This is a genomic window from Lysobacter sp. 22409 (genome assembly GCF_052045105.1).
In the GTDB taxonomy this organism is placed as follows: domain Bacteria; phylum Pseudomonadota; class Gammaproteobacteria; order Xanthomonadales; family Xanthomonadaceae; genus Lysobacter; species Lysobacter antibioticus_B.
Window position 1 is genome coordinate 56,497 of record NZ_JBQEOE010000002.1, and the last position, 22,968, is coordinate 79,464.

Below are 22,968 nucleotides of genomic sequence, written 5' to 3' on the forward strand. Positions count from 1 at the left end.
CGGCCACCAATTTGACCGACATCAACACCGCCAGGACCGAGGCAATCAGGATGAACACGGCGAAACGGAGACGGCAGCATGTTCAAGGACATACTGGTTCCCTTATTGATGGGCGACATCCCCTGCCCGGCTCTGCGTGCGGCCTGCGCTTTGGCATCTACGTGCGACGGCCAGGTAACCGCCTTGGTGGGCGTCAGCCAGATCGCTCCGGTCGCGCAGGCCTGGAAGCACTATCCACCGGGGATCTATCGGAACATGCGCGAGTGCGCCATGGCCACCACCCAGGCCATGGCCGACGCTGCGCGACGCTGGATGGTCTGCGCACAGGTGCATTTCGAAATAAGCCAGTCGCAGGAGTTCTGGTGCACGCCGGGCGAAATCTGCATCGGACCGGCGCGCCGGTCCGATCTCATCGTCCTAGGGACCATCGACGGCGACGAACGCGAAGCGCGGCAGCGCCTGCTGTCCGAGATATTGCTGGGATCCGGGCGGCCGGTGCTGATCATCCCGCCGTCCGCCCCGCCCCCGACCAGCTCCGGCAAGACCAGTTCCGGCAAGGCGGTGATCGCTTGGAAATCCTCGCGCGAATCCGCGCGGGCGCTGCACGACGCGCTGCCGTGGTTACGGCAGATGCGCTCGGTCGATCTGTTGATGGTCGACGAAGAGCACGAGGCCTCGAATCGTCATTGCCTCGATGCTTTGATGATCGGCCATCTCGAGAACAACGGTATTCAAGCGCGCCTGGTCAGGCGCCGGGCATCGGCCGGCCAAGTCGGCGCCGTCGTTGCGGCGCACGCCGTGGAAGCTCAGGCGGATTTGCTGGTGGCCGGAGGTTACAGCCGGTCTCGGTTACTGGAACAAGTACTCGGAGGCACTACCCGCTACCTCACCGAATACGCGCCGGTGCCGACTCTGCTTTCTCATTGAGCGCGGCGCGGGTTGTTCCTGCGACCGGACCGCGCCCATGGGATCGGCAGCCAGAGCACCGAGGCGCCGGCTCAGAACACCTCTCGGATATCGGTGATCTTGCCCTCGGTGATCGTGATCAGCACGCTCTTGCCGGTCAGGTAATACTCGAAACGTTCGGCAATGGTCGCGCCGTATTTGTTCTGGATGGGGACGATGCGATCGGGCTTGCCGGCGACGTGCTGGAGGGTGCCGACGGTGTCGCCGACGTTGATCAATTTGTTGCCGAACGATACCGACTGAGCCCAGGCCGGCATGGCCAGAGTGGTGGCCAGGGCCAGGGCGATGACGAGACTGCGCATGGGAACTCCGTTTCGCGTGGGGGAACCGCCGACCGCGCGTGGCTTGTCGTCGGCCGGCGATGATGGAGGCTCGACGCCCGCGTTACAGCTAAGGCGACCAGGCCGGTAATCGCCGTTAACGTAATGCCGGATGGCGGGTCGGCGATGTGATGGCGTTCGCGGTGTTACATGCCGCTACGTCCAATCGACACATACGGCCAATCGGCAAGCAATAACAAGCCTGCTCCCCGCGAGCGAGGAGGTTCTTCGCCGGTACGGATGGCCCGAATCCGGCTCCGGATCAGCGCTTGCGTCGCGCCAGACGCCGGTGGTTGGCCGACACCGTGCGCGCGACCGGCGCCAGCCCGGCCGAGAGGATGCGTTCGCCGCTCTGGGCGCCGCGCACCCACCAGTCGGCCGGCGACGGCATCGACCAAGGCGTCCAGGCGCCGCTCATGAGGTTGGACCAGGCGTCGTAGTACGCCTCCCACAACGCCCCCGACATCGCCCACGAGCCTTGCAGAGCGGCCGTCCACTTTTCCTCGAGCATGCGCTGCCACTCGCGTTGGTCGAGGACCGAAGGATCGGCGCCGGCCGCGGCGAAACGCATCAGGCGCTCGGCGATGACGAAGGGTGCGGAATACGCGACGCTGGACAATTGCGTGGTCGAATGCGCGCGGCGTGTCATGGCTCATCCCATCGGATCGGAAAAATCCAGTCTGACAGGGCCGTGCGTTGCCCACGTGACGAGGCATCGCATTGCAGCGACCAAGCCACTGGCTGAACGATTAAGCCGACATCGCGGCATCCCTGTTTTGCATAGGCAAAAAAAACAGGCCCGCCATTGCCGGCGAGCCAAGAGGAGAGACGAGATGAGACATGAGATGAGAGATACGGAGATGAAAGGCTGCGCAGATAAGGAAGGCGCGGATGCTTAGGCGGCAGGCCACCCCGGCTCGTCGGAGCCGTCCACGCGATTGAACAGATGGTCGACGCGCTGGAAGAAATCGGAGATGTTCTCGAACACCTCGTGACGCAGCACCAGGCCGCCGGCCTCGCGAACGAAGTACTTGAACACCCAGCCGTTGTCGGCGCGCTCGAATTCGCCGGTCTTTTCCGCAGGGGTCGGGGTCATGTCGATCTCCATGAAATGCCGGCATCCGTCCCTGCCGGCAGGGTGTAGGCGTTGCGCCCGATGCATTATCGCAAGCCGCACTCGCACCGCCTGAGATGGCCGAAAACGCGAAAACCCCGGCGCGGGCCGGGGTTTCGGGGTCGTTGAACCAGTATTGGCGAGGAGTGGATGCGGAACTCATCACCGGTCGGTGTTCAAGCTTGCGGCCGCGTCATCGCACGATGCCGTATGCGGTTCGCATCGCCTGCGGCCGCTTCGGCCCAGGCCACGCCGCGCGCCGGATCAACGCACCAAACGACCGCGGAACGCCGGCACCAAGGCCCCTTCGGCCAACTTGCCGTTCGGCTTCCAGACCACGGTCTGGGCCGGAAAGGATTTGTCTTTCGCATAGGCTGCGACCTTGCCGGCGAGCAACTTGACCGCGCCGCGGGCGCCGGGATTCCAGGCGAACACGCCTTCGCGGCCGTACCAGACCACCGGCGTCTGCGAGTCCAGGCGTCGGTCCGGGCACAGGGCGTAGTTGCGTTGCTCGATCACCCGCAATGCCGCGACGGGAATGCTTCTGATGCCGGGTCCGCTGCGTTCCGGCGAATGGTCGGGACACACGCGCGAGGCGCGCGCGATGGCTTCGTCGTAGACCTGGCGGTCGCCCGGGGCCGCCTGCGCCACGGACGCCGCGGCCAAGGCCCATCCGAAGCAAGTGGCGAAGATCTGCGCTTGGCGGTTCATGGAAACTCCTTACGTTTAACGATTGCGTTGACGCGTTTCGAGCGACGGCCCAGCCGGCCATGCAGAGCATAGCAACCGTAAATGGCTCTTCGATGCAGTACCAATGGCGGATGGACTCCATCGCAAACCAACGCGGAACGGCGGCGATGCAGGCCCTGCGAGCGGCTGGAAACACCGTTCGTCGACCGCCGCCGACGCTACCGGAAGCCTCGGGCCGGGCATGTGAAATCCGCGCTCCTCGCACGCCGGCCGCTGCCTTTCCGGCGTTCGCTCAGCCGGGAAAACGGCTTGCCATCAATTTACGGCGTAGCCGTCTCAAGGCCTGCGCCCACGCCCGCGTTTGCGCCGGGCGCGTAGATATCCGGTACGTACCGCTCCATGAAGGTCTGCGGGTAGCGCGGCGCGGTGAAGCCGTAGCGGGCGTAAAGCCCGTGCGCATCGCCGGTCGCCAGGGTGAAACGGCGCAGCCCCTGCAACTGCGGATGCGCCAGCACCGCCTCCATCATCTGCTTGCTGAAACCGCGGCCGCGGCATTCGGGCAACACGAACACGTCGACCAGGTTGGCGAAGGTGGCGTAGTCCGACACGACGCGTGCGAACGCGACCTGGCGGTCGCCGAGGAAGCCGCCGAAACACAGCGAGTGGGCGATGGATTTCTCGACCAGGGCCAGCGGGATGCCCTGGGCCCAGGTGCTGTGCTTGGACAAAAACCGATGCACGAAGCCGATGTCGATATGCTCGCGTTCAGAGGTGATGCGTAGTTCGTTCATTCCCCAGTCTCGATGGATGGCCGATCGCGGCGGCAAGCCGATCCATCCGCGACGATGGATCGCTGCCCATGAACCGGTAATTTTGCCGCCGATCGCCGGCGCACGCATCCGCCTGCGTTCGCGGCCGATCCGGGGCGCCGGACCGGAACGCCGGTCGGCCCCGGACAGGCTCGGGCGGGCCAGGCGCCACTTGTGATGGCCGTCCAGTTTTGTGCTAGAGTGAGTCCCGATCCAGACAGAGCCCCGCCATGAGCAAAGCCGCCAAGAAGCCCTCGCCGGCCAAGCCGCTCGCCAAGTCGGCGGGGCGCGCGCAGTCCAGCGTGCACGAAAGCAAGCTCGGCCTGCAGGAATCGCAGGCCTACCCCGCCTCCCAACGCCAGCGCGGCCTGTCGGTCAAGGAGCCGCCGCTGGACGTCCACGGCGCCCCCGCCACGCTCAAGGGCTATGTCAGTTATCTGCGCTCGGCCACGCCTCTGCAGCGCGTAGCGGCCGAACGCCAGGGCGTGCCGGCCCAGGTCGTCAAGCACATGGCCGCGAGCATGGAGTTGCCGGCAGTGCGCATGTTCAACATCCTCGGCATCGCCAAGGCCACCGCCGAAAGCAAGGCCGCACAACAGGCGCGCATCGCCGGCGCCAGCGGCCAGGCCGCGCTCGGCATCATGCGCTTGCTCGGCATCACCGAGGCCATCGTCGACGCGAGCACCGCCGAAGGCGCGCGCGGCTTCGATTCGGCCAAGTGGCTGGGGCGCTGGATCGAGCAGCCGCAGCCCGCGCTCGGCGGCCGCAAGCCGGCCGACCTGCTCGACACGCCGACCGGCTTCGACGTCGTCGCGCGTTTGCTCGGCTCGCTCGAAAGCGGCTCTTACCAGTGACGTCCGGCGCAGCCGCAAGGACGAGGCCGGCCTCATGAAACTCTGGCGCATCGCCACCGAAACCCGCGCTTATCGCGCCGACGATCTCAGCGGCGCCGGCGCGGCCGCGCGTCCGGGGCGTTGGAACGACGACGGCCAGCGCGTGCTCTACACCGCCACCTCGCTGGCGCTGGCGGCGCTGGAAACCGCGGCCTATGTCGACGCGCACGGCCTGCCCTTGAATCGGCACGTGGTGTCGATCGAGGTGCCGGCGGCGGTATGGAAGGCGCGCCTGCAACTGTCGCCGCAAGAACTGCCCGGCGCCTGGGACGCGGTGCCCGCCGGCATGGCCAGCGTGCGCGTGGGTTCGCAATGGCTGGCCAGCCAGGCCTCGGCGATTTTGCTGGTGCCGTCGGTGATCGTGCCGGAGGAATACAACGCCCTGATCAATCCCGAACATCGCGACGCCAAGAAGCTGCGCGCGACCACGGGCCGGCGCTTCCACTACAACGTGTTGTTCCGGGTGGCCTGAGCCGCAGCGACGCAGTGTGGCGCCGCATCGCGCGGCGCCCTCGCCCAACCCGCGCCAGGCCGTCCATGGCCCCTGCGCCGTCCTTGTCGGCGCTTCCTTGCGCCCCTCCCCGCGTCTCCTTCGCCGGTCAGACCCGCGCCGCTTCCATGCGCTCGAAGGTTCCGTCCTGATGGAACAGCGGTCCGAACCACGGGTGCACGACATCGATCGTGACTTCGAAATGCGCTGCATCGAGGTCTCTATGCACAAGAACGAAGCGGCCCGGCCAGAGCGGCCGCGGCAACGGCAAACGCAGGCCGCGCCAGTGCAGGAAAAACCCCTGATCGACGAACACCAGCCGGTTCGGCAGCACCTCCAGGCGCACGCGCATGCCCAGGCCGCCGCCGAAATGCTCGAGTAATTCGCCGTTTTCGCCCAGGACCATACGCGAGCGGAAACTGAACACCTCGTCGATGAAGTGATAGGTGCGGGTCTTGATCCAGCCCAGGCCGCTGCGCAAAGGCTGCACGTCGAAACGGAACGGCACTTCGTCGGCGTTCTGGTGCGGCAGCACGCGCGCATAGCGGATCGCACGCGCGAACAGGCCGCCCAGGCGCGTGCAGCGCACCTGGTGCATGTTGCCGACGTACTCGGCCTGGGCCTCGCCGTCGCCGAGGGTGAAGCGCGCTTGGATATGCGGATGCAGCAGCTTCCAGCGCGCTCCGAGCGCAGCCCGCAGCAAGGCGGCGAGATCGCTCGATGCCTCGGGTAAACGCGTTTCGCCGCGCGAACCGGCAAGACCGCGGTCGCTCGCCGCAGCGGCGCTCACCGAAGCTGCAGTGGCTTGCGGCTTCGAAGGCAGCGGGCCGGTACCGGCCGAATCGAGATCGGTGGGCTTAAAACAAGCCGGATTCAACAGTTCCATGTTGGTCCCCTGGGTGTTCGTCACCCGAATGAGTAGAACGGCAAGCGCGGTCGCTACCGGCGCTCAGTGCGCCGTCGAGATCGGGATGCAGGAAGCGGTAGCGCTGATCGAGCAAGCGACGCGGTTCGACCTTCGGGCCGTCGAGCAGCATTGTCGACATCTCGCCGAGCGCGAGCCGCAGCGGCCAGGCCGGCATCCGCAGAAAGGCCGGCCGATGCAGGCTGTGCGCCAATGCGCGGGTGAAATCGGCCTGGCTGCAGCCGCCCGGCGCGACCAGGTTGTAAGGACCGCGGATACCGGCATGTTCGACGGCTTGTTCGACGAAACGCAGCACGTCGTCCAGATGCACCCAGGCGAACCACTGTTTGCCGTCGCCGAGCACCGCGCCGGCGCCGAGCGAGGCCGACAACGACAGCATCGGCAACACGCCGCCGCTGCGATGCAGGACCAGGCCCAGGCGCATCGTGGTCAGGCGCACGCCCCACTCGCTGACCGGCGCGGCGGCGCGTTCCCATTCGCAGCACAACTCGCTGGCGAAATCGCCGGCCTGCGCCGCGGGCTCGCGCAGTTCCGGGCCGCTGCGCGCATGCGCGCCGTACACGCCGATCGCGCTGGCCTGCAGCCACAGCGCCGGCTTGCGTTGTGAACGCTCGCACCAGGCGCGCAAGGCATGGGTCGTATCGATGCGGCTCGCGCGCAACGCACGCTTGCGCGCCGGCGACCAGCGCGGGCCGACCACCGGTGCGCCGGCGAGATTCACCACCACGTCGATGGCCTCGTCGTCGCGCAATTCGGCGGTGTCGGCGATGCAGCGCACGCGGCCGCCGAAACGCAAGGCGGCACGTCGCGGATCGCGGCTGAGCACGGTCACGCGATGGCCGCCGGCGATCAAACCTTCGACGAGAGCGGTGCCGATGAAGCCGGTGCCGCCGCTGATCAAAAAACCGGTCTGCGGCTGCCCGGCGAGCAAGGCGCGCGGCGCCGGTTCGGCGGCATTGACGCCTGCGGCGAGTCCGTCGCGCAGCGCCGATACGCCGATGCCGAGCGCCGCCGCGGTCAGCGCCCACGACGCCCAACCGTGCGAGACCGGCAGCAAGGCGCTCGGCGCGCTCCAGTCCTGTGCGGTCGCCAGGGCATACACGGCGAACATCGCGCCGCCGTTGACGGCGAGGATGGTGTGCAGCACGCGCTCGGTCGGCGGCAGCAGGCGCGTCGCGTCCTCGACGACGAAATCCCACAAGGTGATGGCGACTTCCACCAGCACCAGCGCCCACACCAGCGCCAGCCACAGGCCTTGCGGATGCAGCCAGGCGAACACCAGGAACAACGCGCCGTAGATGAAGGCGCGCGCCGAATGCAGTTTCAGTTCGAGCGCGGCGCTGCGGCGATTGGCGAGTTTTTCCATCAGTTCGTGATGGGCGACGGTGTCGATCGCGCCCAGCACGACCTGGATCAGCAACAAGGCGATGAAGACACGTTCCATGATCGCGCTCCGCTCAGAAGTGGGTCGGGCAATGCTCGTTGTCGCAGCGCGGCGCAGGCTCGTGCCCGGCTTCGCGATAACCGAGCCAGCGCGACACGCGGTGCCGGTTCGGTGCGATCCAGCGGTAAGCGCGCGCAGCCATGCGTCCCGCTCCCGGCACGCGCAGCGGCCAGGTCAGCCAGCCGAGGCCGACCGCGCGATAGGCCTCGGCGATGCCGGGCACGCCGATCCGCCATTCGCCGTTCGGCAGTCGCACGTGCAGGGCATTGCGCAGCGCTTCGAGTTCGAAACCCCATTGCGCGGCGTCGAACTCCGGCGCGGCGATGTCGACCAATTGCAGGCGGCCGCGGCGGTCGTGGGCCTTGAGCCGGTGCATCTCGGTGCGGCACAGCGGACAAGCGTGGTCGTACAGGGCGATGACGGCGTGCGGGACGGGATCGTGCTTGCTCATGGCCTGCTCCTACAGTTATTTCGGTAATTAGAGAAATTACTGGGCAAAAAAACGCTCAGGACGGGTCGTCTCCGGCGCGCGCGCGGCCGGCTTCGGGCTGACGCGTTTCGGGGTGGCCTGCTTCGGGATCTGCTTCGGAGGCGGCGCCCGCTTCGGGATAAGGCTCGACCGGCGGAGCTTGGGGCGGCGGCAGCGGCTTGACCGGGCCGCGCACGTATTGCTGGATGCGCGCGCCCATCTTGAGCAGCTTGATCAGGGTCTTGGGGTCGAGCCGGTTCATCTCGTCGATCCAGCTGGTGCCGGTCTCCATGAAGTCCAGCACCTCGCGCATGCGCTCCAGGGTGCGCTGGTCGCGCGGATCGGCCGGGTGGCTGGCGCTGTCGAGCACCGAGCTGCGCAGCATGCTCAGGGTCGGCTCGATCTCGCGCCGGCGCCGCTCCTGGACCACGGCGCGGAAGATGTCCCAAACGTCCTTGTAGGTCTCGAAGTGGTCGCGGCGGTCGCCAAGCACGTGGGTGACCCGGGCCAGGTTCCAGCCCTGCAGTTCCTTGAGGCTGGTGCTGACGTTGGAACGCGCCAGGCTGAGGGTTTCGCAGATCTCGTCGGCGGTGATCGCGCGCTCGGACAGGAACAGCAGCGCGTGGATCTGGGCGACGGTGCGGTTGACGCCCCAGCGGCTGCCCATCTCACCCCAGTGGAGGATGAATTTCTCTTGGAGCGGGCTGAGCTGCATGGGTTTTCTCTTATTTCTGTTTAGACAGAAATTAAAGAATGATCCGGCGGGAGTCAATCTCCGTTCGTCGGTTTAGGGGCCGCTCGGATCAAGGGCTTCAAGGGTAGGAGCGGCGCAAGCCGCGACCACTCGAAGCCCGAATACGCAGGCCCTACGAATCATTCCGAAGCTACGCAGCTTTCGGCCGGCGACGACCTCACGGCCCGAGGTCGCGGCTTGCGCCGCTCCTACCCCGAAGCCCAAAGCACGAAGCGGGCTGTCTCAGCCTGCGCGACCGCCCCGACGCAGGCTCGCGCTGCGAGCCGGACCATCCGTCGGCTGCTTCGATCAAGTCTTACCGGCTTGCCCATTTGTTACTAAGATTAGTACATGAGCCTGACCGACACCCGCCGCGCCCTCCTCGCCTACCTGCGCGAACGCATCGCCGCCGACGGCCTGCCGCCGTCGCAGCAGGAGATCGCCGCGCATTTCGGCTTCCGCCAGAACCGCTCGGCCGGCTACCACCTGCAGGCCCTGCAGGCCGAGGGGCTGATCGAGCTGCTGCCCGGCCGCGCGCGTGGCATCCGCCTGGTCCACGAGGCCGGTCTGGACGGCGAATTCGATACCAGCGGCTTCGACGACAGCGACCGTGCCGATGCCGCCGCCAACGACGATTCGCGCCTGTCCCTGCCGATCCTCGGCCGCGTCGCCGCCGGCGCGCCGATCGGCGCCGCCGCCGAGGCCGAGAGCCACGTCCTGATCGACCGCCTGCTGTTCTCGCCGCGCCCGGACTATCTGCTGCGGGTCAAAGGCGATTCGATGCGCGAGGACGGCATCCTCGACGGCGACCTGGTCGCCGTGCACCGCACCCGCGACGCCGCCAACGGCCAGACCGTGGTCGCGCGCATCGGCGAGGAAATCACCATCAAGCGCCTGAAGATCACCGCCGACGGCATCGAGTTGCTGCCGCGCAATCCCGACTACGCGCCGATCGTGATCGCCGCCGACGCCGACTTCGCGATCGAAGGCATCTACTGCGGCCTGGTACGCCGGGCCTGAGCGCGGCCATGAGCCACATCGTCGCGCTCGACCGCTTGATCGACACGCGCCAGGTCTGGCGCGGGCAGTCGGCGAACCTGGCGCCGTCCTCGCAATCCACCGGCCACGCCGCGCTCGATGCCGCGCTGCCGACCGGCGGCTGGCCCGAGGCGGCCCTGAGCGAGTTGCTGCTGCCGGCCAACGGCGTCGGCGAACTGGAACTGCTGTGGCCGGCGCTGGCGCGGCTGTCGCAGGACGACGCCCTGCACGGCGGGCGGATGATCGCCCTGGTCGACCCCCCATTCGTGCCGTATGCGCCGGCCTGGCGCGATGCCGGGGTGGCGCCTGCGCGCTTGCAATGGATCCGCGCCCAGCATCGCGACGCCTTGTGGGCGGCCGAGCAATGCCTGCGTTCGGGCGCTTGCGCGGCGGTGCTGTGTTGGCCGCAGCGCGCCGACGACCGTGCGCTGCGCCGGCTGCAGGTCGCCGCCGAGACCGGGCAATGCCTGGGCTTCGCCCTGCGCGACAGCCGCGCCGCGTTGAACCCTTCGCCGGCGGCGCTGCGCATCGCCATCGACACCGCGCCGCGGCAACTGCGCGTGCTCAAGTGCCGCGGCGGCAATGCGCCGGCCCGGCCGATCGCCTTCGCCCATGGCGCGCACAACGGCATCGCCGATGCGGCAGTATCGACGCGTATCGAAACGATCCGCAACGAAAGCGAGCCGGGCCGGAACGAACCCGCCATTTTGCCATCGATCCGCCTCGCCACGCAGCCGAGCCGAAGCACACGTCCCGATCCCGCGCGTCCCGATCCCGCGCGACAAGAACCGTCGCCGGCGCCGCGACCCGCGCCGGTCCTGACCCTGCGCCCGCGTTGAGCCGGCCGACATGCGCTGGGCCTGCCTGCTGTTGCCGCAATTGGCGTTGGACGTGGTCCTGCGCGGGCATGCACAGCCCGAGCGCGCGCTGGCCCTGGTCGACGGCCCGCAGGCGCGGCGGCGCCTGTATGCCGTCAACGCCGGCGCACGCGCACTCGGCCTGAAACCCGGCATGTCGCTGATCGCCGCGCAGGCGATCGCCGACGGGTTCCAGACCGTCGACCACGACCCGCAAGCCGCCGAACAGGCGCGCCAGTTGCTCGCCGCCTGGGCTTATCGCTACAGCTCGCAGGTCAGCACCGCCTTCGCGCATGCAATCGTGCTCGAAGTCGGGCGCAGCCGGCGTTTGTTCGGGCCCTGGCCGCAGTTGCGCGAACGCCTCGCACAGGAATTGCACGAGCTGGGTTTCCGTCATCGCATCGCCGCCGCGCCGAACCCGCATGCCGCGCGTGTGCTGACCAATATCGAAGACGGACTGTGCTGCGACGACGACCGGCTCGAAGCGATGTTGGCGAAGTTGCCGATCGAACGTTGCGGCTTCGACGCCGACACGGTCGAGGCGCTGCAGCGCATGGGCCTGCGCAGGCTCGGCGCGGTCTTCGCCCTGCCGCGTGCGCCACTGGCCCGGCGTTTCGGTCAGGACGTGCTGACTCGCCTGGACGCATTGCGCGGTGCGGCGACGCCGCCGCTGATCTATTTCCAACCGCCGGACGCCTTCGACGCGCGCATCGAGCTCGGCCACGAAGTCGAATCCAGCCAGGCCCTGCTGTTTCCCCTGCGCCGGCTCACCGCCGACCTGTCGGCGTATCTGTCCGGCCGCGACGGCGGCGTCGAACGCTTCAAGCTGATCCTCGAACACGAGCGCCACGCCCACCATCTGAACCACCCGCCCAGCGAGGTCGTAGTCGGGCTGCTCGCGCCGGAACGCGATGCGACGATGCTGTTCGAACTCGCGCGCGGCCGCTTGCAGCAGGCGCAGCTGCCGGCCGCGGTGGTCGGTCTGCGTTTACTCGCCGAGGCCCTGCCGCCGTTCGTGCCGGCACGCCGCGACCTGTTCGACACCCGTCCGCAACAGGCACTGCCGTGGACGCAATTGCGCGAACGCCTGCGCGCGCGGCTCGGCGACGACGGCGTGCAGGGTCTCGCGCCGCAGGCCGACCATCGCCCCGAGCGCGCCTGGCGCAGTCTGCCCGGCGATGTCGCCGCACGCGCCGCCCCGCAGGCCGGCAAAGTGCCGCGCCCGGGCTGGCTGCTGCGCGAACCTGAGCCGCTGCACGACAAAGTCGCCCAGGTCCTGGCCGGCCCGGAGCGCATCGAATCGGGCTGGTGGGACGAAGACGACGTGCGCCGCGACTACTACCTGGTCGAAACCGTCAAAGGCCAGCGCGCCTGGGTCTACCGCAGCGCCGGCGGCGACGGCCCGCTGATCCTGCACGGCTGGTTCGCATGAGCGCCCTGCCCGACCGCGCCCTGCCCGATTACGCCGAACTGCATTGCCTGTCGGCCTTCAGTTTCCAGCGCGGCGCCTCGATCGCCAGCGAGTTGTTCGAGCGCGCGCAAGCCTTGGGCTATCGCGCCCTGGCGATCACCGACGAATGCAGCCTGGCCGGCATCGTGCGCGCCTGGCAGGCGGCGAAGCAGACCGGGCTGGCGCTGATCGTCGGCAGCGAGATCCGCATCGACGGCGGGCCCAAAGTCGTGCTGCTGGTCGCCGAGCCGGTCGGTTACGCCTCGCTGTGCGGGTTGATCACCAGCGCGCGGCGACGCGCGAAAAAAGGCGAATACCGCTCGCTGCGCGAAGATTTCGACGGCCGCTGCGAAGGCCTGCTGGCGCTGTGGCTGCCCGACGGCGATGCCCATGACGACGCTCACGCCGATTGGCTGCGCGAGCGTTTCGGCGCACGCCTGTGGCTGGCGGTGGAACTGCATCGCGGCCCCGACGACGACGCGCGCCTGGCCCAACTGCAGGCGCTGGCCGCGCGCCACGGCCTGGCGACTGTGGCCGCCGGCGACGTGCACATGCACGAGCGCGCTCGCCGTCCGCTGCAGGACGTGCTGACCGCGATCCGCCATCGCACCACCGTCGCCGAGGCCGGCCATCGTCTGTTCCCGAACGGCGAACGCCACCTGCGCATCCGCAAGGCGCTCGCGGCGATCTATCCGCGCGCGATGCTCGAAGAAACCCTACGGATCGCGGCTATGTGCCGCTTCGACCTCAAGCGCGACCTCGAATACCAGTACCCGCACGAACTGATTCCGGCCGGCGAAACCCCGAAGACCTGGCTGCCGCGCCTGGTCGAAAAAGGCGCCGCGGCGCGCTGGCCCCGGGGCGTGCCCGCGGATGCGCAAAAACAGATCGAACACGAGCTGCGTGTCATCGCCCACCTCGACTACGAGTCGTATTTCCTCACCGTCCACGACATCGTCGATTTCGCCCGCTCGCAGGACATTCTCTGCCAGGGCCGCGGCTCGGCGGCGAATTCGGTGGTCTGTTACGCGCTGGGCATCACCGAGATCGACCCGATCCGCATGGGCATGCTGTTCGAGCGCTTCATGTCGATCGAACGCAACGAACCGCCGGACATCGACGTCGACTTCGAGCACGAACGGCGCGAGGAAGTGCTGCAGTACGTGTTCAATCGCTACGGCCGCGAACGCGCGGCGCTGACCGCGGTGGCGATCAGCTACCGCGGCCGCAGCGCGGTGCGCAACGTCGCCGCCGCCCTGGGCATGCCGCAGGACCAGATCGGCGAGCTGGCGCGCACGCTGGACCGCTGGAGCGAGGACGTACCCTTGCCCGAGCATCTGCGCGAACGCGGCTTCGACCCGGATTCGCCCCTGCTGCGGCGCGTGGTCGCGCTGTCCTCGCATCTGGTCCAACACGGTTTCCCGCGCCACCTGTCGCAGCACCCGGGCGGCTTCGTGATCTCCGAGCGGCCGCTGCACACCCTGGTGCCGGTCGAGAACGCGGCGATGGACGATCGCACCGTGGTGCAGTGGGACAAGGACGATCTCGACGCCCTGGGCATCCTCAAGGTCGACTGCCTGGCCCTGGGCATGTTGACTGCGGTGCGCAAGACCTTCGCCTCGCTAGAACGCCAGGGCCACGGCCAGCTCGACATGGCCGGCATCCTCGCCCGCGGCGAGGACGCGGCGGTCTACGACATGATCTGCGAGGCCGACACCATCGGCGTGTTCCAGATCGAATCGCGCGCGCAGATGTCGATGCTGCCGCGGCTGCGCCCGCGCACGTTCTACGACCTGGTGATCGAGATCGCGATCGTGCGGCCCGGGCCGATTCAGGGCGACATGGTGAATCCCTATCTGCTGCGGCGCAAAAATCCCGACTTGGTCGAATACCCGTCGGAAGCGCTGCGCACGGTGCTGGTGCGCACCCTCGGCGTGCCCCTGTTCCAGGAGCAGGTCATGCAGATCGCCATCGTCGCCGCCGACTACACGCCCGGCGAGTCCGACGAGCTGCGCCGCTCGATGGCGGCCTGGAAACGTCACGGCGGGCTCGAACCGCACCGCGACAAACTGCGCAGCGGCATGTTGAGAAACGGCTATACGGAAGACTTCGCCCACCGTATCTTCGAGCAGATCAAGGGCTTCGGCAGCTACGGTTTTCCCGAATCGCACGCCGCCAGCTTCGCCCTGATCACCTACGTCAGCTGCTGGCTAAAGCATCACCACCCGGCCGCGTTCGCCTGCGGGGTCATCAACTCGATGCCGATGGGCTTCTACACGCCCGGGCAGATCCTCCACGACGCGCGCCGCCACGGCGTCGCGGTGCTGCCGGTCGACGTGCGCTACAGCGAATGGGACTGCACTCTGGAGCCGGTGCACGGCCGGGTCGGCAAGCATCCGCATGCGATCCGCATGGGCCTGCGCCTGATCAACGGTTTCGACGAAGCCTCGGCCGAGCGCATCGCCGACGCGCGGGTGCGGGCGCCGTGGCGCGACGTCGAAGACCTGTGCGCGCGCGCCGCCATCGACGCCCGCGTGCGCGCCCTGCTCGCCGACTCGGGCGCGCTGCGCGCGCTCGCCGGCCATCGCCACCGCGCGCGCTGGGCGGTCGCCGGCGTCGACACCCAGTTACCGCTGTTCGCCGGGGTGGCCCGCGACGAGGCACCGGTGTCGCTGCCGTTGCCGACCGCGGGCGAAGACGTGCAGGCCGACTACGCCCTGCTCGGCACCACCCTCGGTCGCCATCCTTTATCGCTGCTTCGCAGCACCCTGCACGCGCGGCGCTGCCGGCGTTCTTCGCAACTGGCCAAGACCGAGTCCGGCACTCAGGTGCGTTTCGCCGGTCTGGTGACCGTGCGCCAGCATCCGGAAACCTCCGGCGGGGTGACCTTCCTCAGCCTCGAAGACGAAGACGGCACGGTCAATGCGATTGTCTGGCGCGATCTCGCCCAGCGCCAGCGCCGGGTCCTGGTCGAAGCGCGGCTGATGGCGATCGACGCGCGCCTGGAACGCGTCGACGGCGTGCAGAACCTGATCGTCTCGCGCATGGAAGACCTGACCGCCCTGCTCGGCAGCCTGAGCACGCATTCGCGCGACTTCCACTAATCGGCCAGCTGCGCACGCCGCCTTCGACGCAGGACACGCCCACGCAAGGACTTCGATCAGGGCTTGGGGATACGCAAGGTCTTGCTGATCATCAGCGAGCCCGACAGCGCGAACATCAGCACCAGCGGATGGAACTGCCAGGGCCCGAGCTTGAACATGCCCAGCCACAGATCGGCGCCGATGTCGCCCTGCACCGCGGCGATGGCGAGCACGATCACCAGCAGCAGGCTGGTCGGGATCGGCGTGCCCTCGAAGTATTTGACCTTGCCCTCGTCGCCGGCCAGGGCCTCGGCGGTGACGTTGTAGCGCGCCAGGCGGCTCACGCCGCAACCGACGAAATAGCTCAGCACCACCCAGTCCCAGCCGCCCTGCAGGCCGCAGGCATAGGCCAGCGCCGCCGGCGCGACGCCGAAGGAGATCACGTCGGCCAGCGAATCCAGTTCGCGCCCGAGCGTGGACGAGGACTTGCGCCAGCGCGCGACGCGGCCGTCGAGGGCGTCGAAGATGAAGGCCAGCGGGATCAGCGCCATGCCGATCATCAAATCGCGCACGCCGCCTTCCTGCAGGAAACGCATCGCGGCGAAGATCGCGCCGGTGCCGCAAAAGGCGTTGGCGAGGGTGAACCAGTCCGCGAGATGGAATTCGCGGAGCATCGAAAAATGACGCGCCATGCGGTGCTGCTCCGTGGCGAACGGCCGCGGGGCCGTCCAGTGAGGGCGTTCAGCCTGCCAAAGCCGATGCGCCCGCCGCAAGAGGCAGAGGTCGCAAAGGCATCGATCCTCGCCTGTAGCGGCCCTCGGCACGCCCCTCGCAAGCGCTAGCGTCCCAGCCGGCGAACCACGCAGCGAGCCGCGTCGGGCCTGCTTCAGGCCTGCATGGCGGCGGTTGCTGCGCGGATGAACCCCATGTTCGCGCCTGGCTTGCGCGCGGATGAACGGCGCGCCGGCGCCTCAGCGCGGAATCGCCAGGTCGGCGGCCTTCAAGGCCTGCCCTTGCGCGCGCGGCGCGGTCTGGATCAGCGCATCGGCCGGCAAGGGCTGGTCCCGGTCGAGGTGCGCGTCGACGCGGTCGAGCGCCTCGTAGACATAGGGCAACAAGGGCAAATAACGCGTGCTCAGCGCCGGCAGGCCGAGGAAGGCGTCGAAGTGCTGGACGTTGCGCACCTGCCAGTAACGCACCTGCGCGCCGGCCTCGCGCGCCATCGCCACATAGGGCGCGCTGCTGAAGGCCGGCGGGATCAGGCCGTCGTCGAGGCCGTGCACGACCACGATCGGCAGGTCCTTGCGCGGCGCCGACGCGCGGGTCGCCTCGATGCCCTTGCGCACGCGTTGTTGCGCGGCGGCGAGCGCGGCGCCGCGCCCGGGCTGTTGCTCAGCGAGCGGTTCGCCGTTCCACAACTCGCGCAGGCCCGCCAGCGGCGCGAGGCGTTGCTCGGGCTGCGCCGCATTCGGGCCGAACAGATACACCCCCGCGCCCGGCGGAATGCCGCTGGCATCGGACCACCAGGCCGCGCGTTCGGCTTCGCTGGCGGCGCGTTCGCTGATCGGCGCGCCCGGAGCGACCTGGCCGGCGCTGTAGACGTAGCGGACCCAGGGCTGGTCGGGATTGCGCGTGCGCGGCTGCTGTGCCGCGCTGAAGCGGCCGTAGGCCGAGGCATAGGTCGCCGCGACCGCGCGCCACAGATCGAAGTTGACCGACAAGGCGCCGGCGCGCAGTGCGTCGTCGCTCCAGCCGTTGCCGCGCATGCGCTCGTAGGCGGCTTGCGCACGCACCTGCGTGCTCGCCTGCTTCGCCGCCTCGCCGAGCAAGCCCAGGGCGGCGGCGTAGTTGCAGAACGATTCCGCGCTGTCGCCGCTGATCGGCGCCACCGGCATCGCACCCAGCGGCTTGTGCAACAAGGCGCAAGGCATCAACAAGGCGGCTTCGGTGGTGTAGTCGTACAAGGGCCGCGCGCCTTCGACGTAGACGTTCGGCTCGCCGGCCACGACCGCATCGAGCCAGCGACCCTCGCGCCCGCCCTCGTCGTCGAGTTCGGCCGCGCGTAACACCGCGCCGCCGCCGTTGGAAATGCCGACTGCGATCACCCGCGTATTGGCGAAGGTGAAAGGCGCCTGTTTCGGAAAGGCTTGGTCGAGCGAGCGCAAGCCGAACTGCACGGCCTGACGCACGTGCCGGCCCCAATCGGCCTCCGGGTTGTCGCGCGAGTGCGCATGCTTGAAGGCGACGCCCTTCGAAGCTTCGCGTTCGTTCGCATTCGGAGTGAAGGCCAGCCCGCCTTCGGCGACCGGGCCGGTGGTGCCGTCGGCACGCACGCCGATGCCGGCATCGAAATCGAAATAGTCGGTGCCCGCGCCCTTGTCGGTGTAGGCCACCGCGCAGCCCTTCGGCAGGCCCCAGGCGCCGGCGACCGCGATCGAGCCGTAGACGCCGCGCGAGCCCGACGAGGCGCTGACCACCAGGCAACGCTTCTTGGCATCGAACTCGTCGGGCACCTGCACCAGTACGCGATGCGGCTGATGGGCGCCGGGCAAATTCGCGAACGCGCTGAACTCGCGCCCGGGCACGCGCGCGAGGCTGCCGTACAGCTCACCGTAGCCGCCGCCCGGGGCGAGGTCGGCGATGCCGCGCCAGTTCGCCCACAAGGCGCGCCGACGCAACTCCGCAGCGGTGGGATGCGCGGCGTCGGCGAACGCCGGCGGTAGCATCGCGCGCAAGCCGTCGAGGCCGAGGCCTGCGCTGAGCAGGTCGTCGTGCTCGCCGCGATGCTCGGTCTGGCGTTCGGCGCTGAACATCGATGCGGATTCCTGGCGGGCGTTCGGGGCGGCGGAGCGCTGCTTGGCGGCGACCGCCACCGGCGATGCCGCGCAAGCCAGCAAGACGAGGGCGGCGGTGGCCGCGGCGGTGCGAAGGGATTGGGCGCTCATCCTCTCAGGCTAGCAAGTCGCGCGCAGCGCCTCATCGTACTTTCGTACAGCCGTGCACGGCGGCCGCGGCCGGTGCGCCGGGCCTGTTAGGCTAAAGACGATGCCGACCCTGCTGATCGCCGACGACCACCCGCTGTTCCGCGCCGCACTGCGCCAGGCCGCGGCCGATGCCGTGCCCGACACCATGATTCGCGAAGCCGGCACGCTCGACGACACCCTCGCCGCGCTCGAAGCCGAGCCCGGCATCGACCTGGTTCTGCTCGATCTGCACATGCCCGGTAACCACGGCCTGGCCGGGCTCGCGGCGATCCGCGCGCAGTACCCCGGCACCGCGGTCGCGGTGGTGTCGGCCAACGACGATCCGCGCGTGGTGCGGCGCGCGCTCGACCATGGCGCCGCCGGTTATCTGCCCAAGAGTTCCGGCCTGGACGAATTGCGCGATGCGATTCGCGCGGTGCTCGCTTGCGAGCAGTGGCTGCCGGCCTCGTTGCGCGCCGCGGTCGCGCGCACTCACAGCGAGCGCGGCGACGCCGACCTCGCCTCGCGCCTGGCCAGCCTGTCGCCGCAGCAGTTCCGGGTGCTGACCCTGGTCGCACAGGGCTTGCTCAACAAACAGATCGCCGATCGCCTCGACGTGCAGGAGCGCACAGTCAAGGCGCATCTGTCGGCGATCTTCGACCGCCTCGGCGTGCGCAACCGCACCCAGGCCGGCGTGGTCTTGCGCGAACTCGAATTGTCCGACCCGGCGCGGCGAATCGAAGACTAAGCGCTAGCGTCGGCTCGGACGTTCCGCGCCCGCCGCTCGACCCCGGATTCCTTGGTGGCGTCTAGCGTCGGACACTCGCGCCGTCAAGACTGCGCACGCCATCGCGGATCGTGATAGGCCTGCGACGAAGCACGCGGCACAGACCTTGGCACATTCAGGCTGTTTATCGTTTTCGCGGCCCGTGTTGTCCACACAGCCTGTGGACAAGCCTGCGGACAGTTCTCTTCCAACCACTCGCAACGCATTGCTACACAAGCATTGCAATAGGGTTGGCTAGAAAATGACCACCAAATTTCCTTGACTTTGCTCACGCTTGGTCACCACCCGAATTCGGCGCGGCGATGGCGCTCAGCGCTCGATTCCGCCGGCGGCGAGCAAGCGGTCGAGCACCGATTTCAGGGCCAGCGGCTTGACCGGTTTGGCCAGCAGCGACCAGCCGGCGGCATGCACCGATTGCCGCACCGCAGCACCGGTGTCGGCGCTCAGCAGCAGGCAAGGCCGTGCGCCGAACTCGTCGCTGAGGCGCTGCGCCAGGGCCACGCCGGTGTCGTCGTCGTCGAGGTGGTAGTCGAACAGCCACAGCGCCGCGGGCTGCTCGCGCATGGCCCGGCGCGCGTCCTCGCCGACGCTGGCGGTGACCACGGCGCAGCCCCAGCGCCGCAGCGTCTCGCTCAATGCGCCCAAGGCCTGCGGATCGTTGTCGACCGCGAGCACGCGCAGCCCGGCGATGCCGCGCGCCGCGCCGGCGGACGCGATCGGCTGCGATGCGATCGGCTGCGGCACGGGCAGGCTCGGCACGCGTACGCCGAACGCGGTGCCGTGGCCGACGCGGCTGTGCAGGCTCAGCGGCGCGTCGAGCAATTGCGCGATGCGGTCGGCGATCGACAGGCCCAGGCCGAGGCCCTGCCCCGGCGCGTCCTCGCCACGGCGGAATTCCTCGAAGATCATCGTGCGCTGGTCGGCCGCGATGCCCGGGCCGCTGTCGTGCACTTCGATCGACAGGCCGCCACCGCGCCGACGCACGCCGATCAACACCCGCCCCTGCGCGGTGTAGCGCACCGCATTGGCGAGGAAGTTCTGCAACACGCGGCGCAGCAACTGCGGGTCGCTGCGCGTCCACGCGCGCGAGGCGACATAGCGGAAACGCAGGCCGCGCGCGGCGGCAATGGCGCCGAACTCCGAGGCCAACGGCTCCAGCACTTCGGCCAGCGGAAACTCGCGCGGCTGCGGCACCAGGCCGCCGGCCTGCAAACGCGACATGTCGAGCAAACCGGTCAACAGATCTCCGGTGGAATCGAGCGCGCCGCCGATCTGGGCCACGGTTTCGCGTTGCGCCGGCTCGGCGACCTGTTGCGCCAAGGCATCGGTGAACAATTGCGCGGCGTGCAGGGGCTGCATCAGGTCGTGGCCGACCGCGGCGAGGAAGCGGCTCTTGGCTTCGTTGGCGCGCTCGGCCTCGCGGGTCGCCACTTCCAGGTCGGCGGTGCGCTCTGCGACGCGCTGCTCCAGGGTTTCGTTGGCCTGGATCAGGCCGGCCTCGGCGCGCCGGAACGCGGTGACGTCGGTGAAAGTCGCGACGAAGCCGCCGCCGGGCATGGGGTTGCCGCGGATCTCGATGATGCTGCCGTCGGCGAGCACGCGCTCGGACAAATGCGCAGTGCCGGCGCGCATGAAGGCCAGGCGCCGTTCCAGCGAGTATTCGATATCGGCCTGCATCGGTAAGCGCTGCATCGCCCAGCGCGCGAGATCGGCGATCGGCCGGCCGACCTGCAGCAACTCGGCCGGATAGCCGAACAGCTCGGCATAACGGCGGTTCCAGGCGACCAGGCGCAGTTGCGCGTCGACCACGCTGATGCCTTGGCTCATGTTCTGCAACGCCGCTTCCAGCAGACGCTGGTTGAAACGCAGGTCGGCCGAGGCCTCGCCGACGATCGCCGCCACGGTGTCGAGATCGCGCCCGGCTTCGCGCCGCGCCGCGTCCAGCAGCACCCGCGCCGAGGCCGAACCCAGCACCGCGGCCAGTTCGCGTTCGACCCCTGCTTCGACCGTGGCATCGACCGCGCCGCCGGCCGGCACCCCGTCGAGCAATTGCGCGACGCGTTCGCGCGACAGAAAGCGCAGGCCGGCGTCGCGCAAGGTCTGTGCATCGAGCCCGCGGCGCGCATGGCGCGGCGATTCGCGCCGCCACAGCGCCGCCAGCACGGTGGTCAGGGTGCCGATGAACAGACTGACGCCGACCGCGCGACCGAGCCGGCTCCAGCCGGTCAGGCCGAACAAACGTTCCGGCGCCAGCCAATGCCAACCGAACGGCCCCTCGTGCAGCCACGACGGCGCGATACCGCGCGCTTCGTACAACAGCGGCAGCAGCAACACCCAGGCCCAGGCCGCGAAGCCGGCGACGATGCCGGCAAAGGCGGCGCGCGCCGGCGTCTGCGGCCGCCACACCGCGAACGCGAGTGCCGGCGCCAGGGTCGCCAATGCCGAGAACGACACCGCGCCGACGTCGGCGAGCGCCTCGCTGCCGGCGATCAGGCGGCTATAGCCCCAGGCCAACAGCATGATCGCGACGATGCCGGCGCGGCGCAGCGCGAGCACGCGCCCGCGCAAGTCGTCGTTGCGAGCCCAGGCGCCGCGCAGCAGACCCGGCGCGAACCAGTGGTTGCCGATCATCAGGCTCAGGGTCAGGGTGCTGACCACGACCATGCCGGTGGCGGCGCTGAGCCCCCCGAGGAAAGCGAACAGCGCCAGCGATTCGTGCCCTTGCGCCAGCGGCAGGGCCAGCACGTACAGGTCCGACGGCACCTGGCTGCCGAGCAAGGACTGGCCGACCTTGGCCAGCGGCAGCACCGGCAACGCGATCAACAACAGATACAGCGGGAACTGCCAACGCGCGGTGCGCACGTCGGCTTCATCGCGGCATTCGACCACCGCGACGTGGAACTGATGCGGCAGGATGAACATCGCCAGCCCGCCGAGCAGCACCAGCGGCACGAAACCGCCGGCCGGCTGCGCCGGTGCGTCGACAGCGACCGCCGCGGCCTGCGGCAAATCGCCGAGGCCGAACCAGACGAAGGCGCCGAGCGCGAGCATCGCGGCGAGCTTGAACACCGACTCGAACGCCATCGCCAGGACCAGGCCGCGGTTGTGCTCGGCCGCGCTGGCGCGGCGGGTGCCGAATAACATCGCGAACAAGGCCATCGCCAAGGCCACGTACAGCGCACTGTCGCGCCAGGCCGGCAGCGCGCCGCCGTCGGTCGCGCGCGTGGTCAGCATCGCGAAGCTCATCGCCACGGCCTTGAGCTGCAGGGCGATGTAGGGGATCAGGCCGAGCGCGGCGATCAAGGTCACCAGCGCGGCGAGCCAGGCGTCCTTGCCCAGGCGCGTGGCGATCAGGTCGGCCAGCGAGGTCGCGTTGGTTTCGCGCGCCAGCTTGACCAGCTTGACCATGAAGCCGAGCGCGAGCGCGTAGAACAGGATCGAGCCGAGGAAAGTCGGCGGCAACGGCCAACCGTAGCGCGCCGCCTGGGTGACCGTGCCGTAGAAGGTCCACGAGGTGCAGTGCACCGCGAGCGACAGCGCGTAGATATGGCGCCAATGCCGCGCCAGCACGTTCGGCCGCCGCTCGGCGAACAGCGCGGTGCCGAACATCAGCGCCAGCCAGGCCAGGCTGGCGAAGGCGACGACGGTAAGGCTCAGCATGAGGCGGCGACGGGAGGCATCGGCGCAGGATAGCGCAGCGGTTCGGTGCGGCGGATGGGCCTGCGGATGAAAAGGGGTCGCTTTGGCTACGCGAAGCGAAGGCTGGGCAAAAGCAAATCCCCCCTACCCCCCTCAACAAAGGGGGGAACAGCATGGGCTTTGGGTGAGGAACGAATCTCCCCGAAGCACTTCCCTGTTTACAAGAGAGAACGGCACGAGCTTCGGGATCGAACGAATCGCCCTGAAATACCTCCCCCTTTGGAAAAGGGGGACCGAG

19 protein-coding genes and 1 pseudogene are annotated in these 22,968 nt (G+C 68.8%); 8 read left to right on the forward strand and 12 right to left on the reverse strand.

The annotated features are described in order from the left end of the window. The first annotated feature begins 78 nt into the window (after window positions 1–78). Window positions 79–927 carry a universal stress protein gene (locus ACTJJK_RS01340; protein ID WP_223620111.1) on the forward strand — a complete coding sequence of 283 codons (849 nt, stop codon included), beginning with the start codon at window positions 79–81 and terminating at the stop codon, window positions 925–927. A gap of 71 nt (window positions 928–998) precedes the next feature. Here ACTJJK_RS01340 and ACTJJK_RS01345 read toward each other — a convergent pair whose 3' ends face one another. From ACTJJK_RS01345 to ACTJJK_RS01365, 5 genes are all read right to left on the reverse strand, one after another. After that, window positions 999–1,268 (reverse strand): hypothetical protein, encoded by a 270-nt coding sequence (locus tag ACTJJK_RS01345; RefSeq protein WP_031370821.1) that lies wholly within the window; start codon window positions 1,266–1,268, stop codon window positions 999–1,001. 280 nt (window positions 1,269–1,548) lie between these two features. Beyond that, on the reverse strand, window positions 1,549–1,935 hold the full coding sequence (locus ACTJJK_RS01350) for a hypothetical protein (RefSeq protein ID WP_031370822.1): 387 nt from the start codon (window positions 1,933–1,935) through the stop codon (window positions 1,549–1,551). A 246-nt stretch (window positions 1,936–2,181) separates the two neighbouring features. Beyond that, window positions 2,182–2,382, reverse strand: coding sequence for a hypothetical protein (locus ACTJJK_RS01355; RefSeq protein WP_152566097.1), 201 nt, complete (start codon window positions 2,380–2,382; stop codon window positions 2,182–2,184). A 282-nt stretch (window positions 2,383–2,664) separates the two neighbouring features. Then, window positions 2,665–3,111 (reverse strand): hypothetical protein, encoded by a 447-nt coding sequence (locus ACTJJK_RS01360; protein ID WP_223620110.1) that lies wholly within the window; start codon window positions 3,109–3,111, stop codon window positions 2,665–2,667. Between the two features lie 299 nt (window positions 3,112–3,410). Continuing rightward, window positions 3,411–3,881: a GNAT family N-acetyltransferase gene (locus ACTJJK_RS01365; RefSeq protein WP_223620109.1), complete on the reverse strand. Its 471-nt coding sequence runs from the start codon at window positions 3,879–3,881 to the stop codon at window positions 3,411–3,413. Between the two features lie 248 nt (window positions 3,882–4,129). On the opposite strand from ACTJJK_RS01365, the gene ACTJJK_RS01370 reads away from it, so the two are divergent. Continuing rightward, window positions 4,130–4,753 (forward strand): antitoxin Xre/MbcA/ParS toxin-binding domain-containing protein, encoded by a 624-nt coding sequence (locus ACTJJK_RS01370; RefSeq protein ID WP_081930626.1) that lies wholly within the window; start codon window positions 4,130–4,132, stop codon window positions 4,751–4,753. Between the two features lie 34 nt (window positions 4,754–4,787). Next, window positions 4,788–5,264, forward strand: coding sequence for an RES family NAD+ phosphorylase (locus tag ACTJJK_RS01375; protein WP_031370827.1), 477 nt, complete (start codon window positions 4,788–4,790; stop codon window positions 5,262–5,264). Window positions 5,265–5,391: 127 nt separating this feature from the next. Here ACTJJK_RS01375 and ACTJJK_RS01380 read toward each other — a convergent pair whose 3' ends face one another. Genes ACTJJK_RS01380 through ACTJJK_RS01395 form a run of 4 tightly spaced genes read right to left on the reverse strand, consistent with a single transcriptional unit; the run spans window position 5,392 to window position 8,835 of the window. Continuing rightward, window positions 5,392–6,168, reverse strand: coding sequence for a DUF4166 domain-containing protein (locus ACTJJK_RS01380; RefSeq protein ID WP_223620108.1), 777 nt, complete (start codon window positions 6,166–6,168; stop codon window positions 5,392–5,394). Beyond that, window positions 6,140–7,651 (reverse strand): TIGR01777 family oxidoreductase, encoded by a 1,512-nt coding sequence (locus ACTJJK_RS01385; RefSeq protein WP_223620107.1) that lies wholly within the window; start codon window positions 7,649–7,651, stop codon window positions 6,140–6,142. The genes ACTJJK_RS01380 and ACTJJK_RS01385 overlap by 29 nt, the downstream gene beginning before the upstream one ends. A gap of 13 nt (window positions 7,652–7,664) precedes the next feature. Beyond that, window positions 7,665–8,102, reverse strand: coding sequence for a thiol-disulfide oxidoreductase DCC family protein (locus ACTJJK_RS01390; RefSeq protein WP_051884494.1), 438 nt, complete (start codon window positions 8,100–8,102; stop codon window positions 7,665–7,667). Between the two features lie 55 nt (window positions 8,103–8,157). After that, entirely contained in the window at window positions 8,158–8,835 is a 678-nt protein-coding gene (locus ACTJJK_RS01395; RefSeq protein WP_081930628.1) for a GbsR/MarR family transcriptional regulator, read from the reverse strand. A 369-nt stretch (window positions 8,836–9,204) separates the two neighbouring features. On the opposite strand from ACTJJK_RS01395, the gene lexA reads away from it, so the two are divergent. From lexA to ACTJJK_RS01415, 4 genes and pseudogenes are all read left to right on the forward strand, one after another. Then, window positions 9,205–9,873, forward strand: coding sequence for a transcriptional repressor LexA (lexA, locus tag ACTJJK_RS01400; RefSeq protein WP_031370832.1), 669 nt, complete (start codon window positions 9,205–9,207; stop codon window positions 9,871–9,873). A gap of 8 nt (window positions 9,874–9,881) precedes the next feature. After that, window positions 9,882–10,505: pseudogene (gene imuA, locus ACTJJK_RS01405) on the forward strand (translesion DNA synthesis-associated protein ImuA); the annotation flags it as partial. 235 nt (window positions 10,506–10,740) lie between these two features. Beyond that, complete coding sequence (locus ACTJJK_RS01410; protein WP_440729272.1) at window positions 10,741–12,180, forward strand: Y-family DNA polymerase; 1,440 nt, start codon at window positions 10,741–10,743, stop codon at window positions 12,178–12,180. Further along, window positions 12,177–15,302, forward strand: coding sequence for an error-prone DNA polymerase (locus ACTJJK_RS01415; protein ID WP_440729273.1), 3,126 nt, complete (start codon window positions 12,177–12,179; stop codon window positions 15,300–15,302). The genes ACTJJK_RS01410 and ACTJJK_RS01415 overlap by 4 nt, the downstream gene beginning before the upstream one ends. A gap of 56 nt (window positions 15,303–15,358) precedes the next feature. Here the strand turns inward: ACTJJK_RS01415 and pssA are convergent, their stop codons facing one another. Then, window positions 15,359–15,973: a CDP-diacylglycerol--serine O-phosphatidyltransferase gene (pssA, locus tag ACTJJK_RS01420; RefSeq protein WP_031370836.1), complete on the reverse strand. Its 615-nt coding sequence runs from the start codon at window positions 15,971–15,973 to the stop codon at window positions 15,359–15,361. A gap of 279 nt (window positions 15,974–16,252) precedes the next feature. After that, window positions 16,253–18,226, reverse strand: a complete 1,974-nt coding sequence (locus tag ACTJJK_RS01425) for a 3-hydroxybutyrate oligomer hydrolase family protein (protein WP_440729274.1) — start codon at window positions 18,224–18,226, stop codon at window positions 16,253–16,255. 100 nt (window positions 18,227–18,326) lie between these two features. On the opposite strand from ACTJJK_RS01425, the gene ACTJJK_RS01430 reads away from it, so the two are divergent. Beyond that, on the forward strand, window positions 18,327–18,992 hold the full coding sequence (locus tag ACTJJK_RS01430; protein ID WP_031370838.1) for a response regulator transcription factor: 666 nt from the start codon (window positions 18,327–18,329) through the stop codon (window positions 18,990–18,992). Window positions 18,993–19,340: 348 nt separating this feature from the next. On the opposite strand, the gene ACTJJK_RS01435 is transcribed toward ACTJJK_RS01430, so the two are convergent. Then, window positions 19,341–22,691, reverse strand: coding sequence for a hybrid sensor histidine kinase/response regulator (locus ACTJJK_RS01435; protein WP_440729275.1), 3,351 nt, complete (start codon window positions 22,689–22,691; stop codon window positions 19,341–19,343). Window positions 22,692–22,968: the final 277 nt, after the last annotated feature.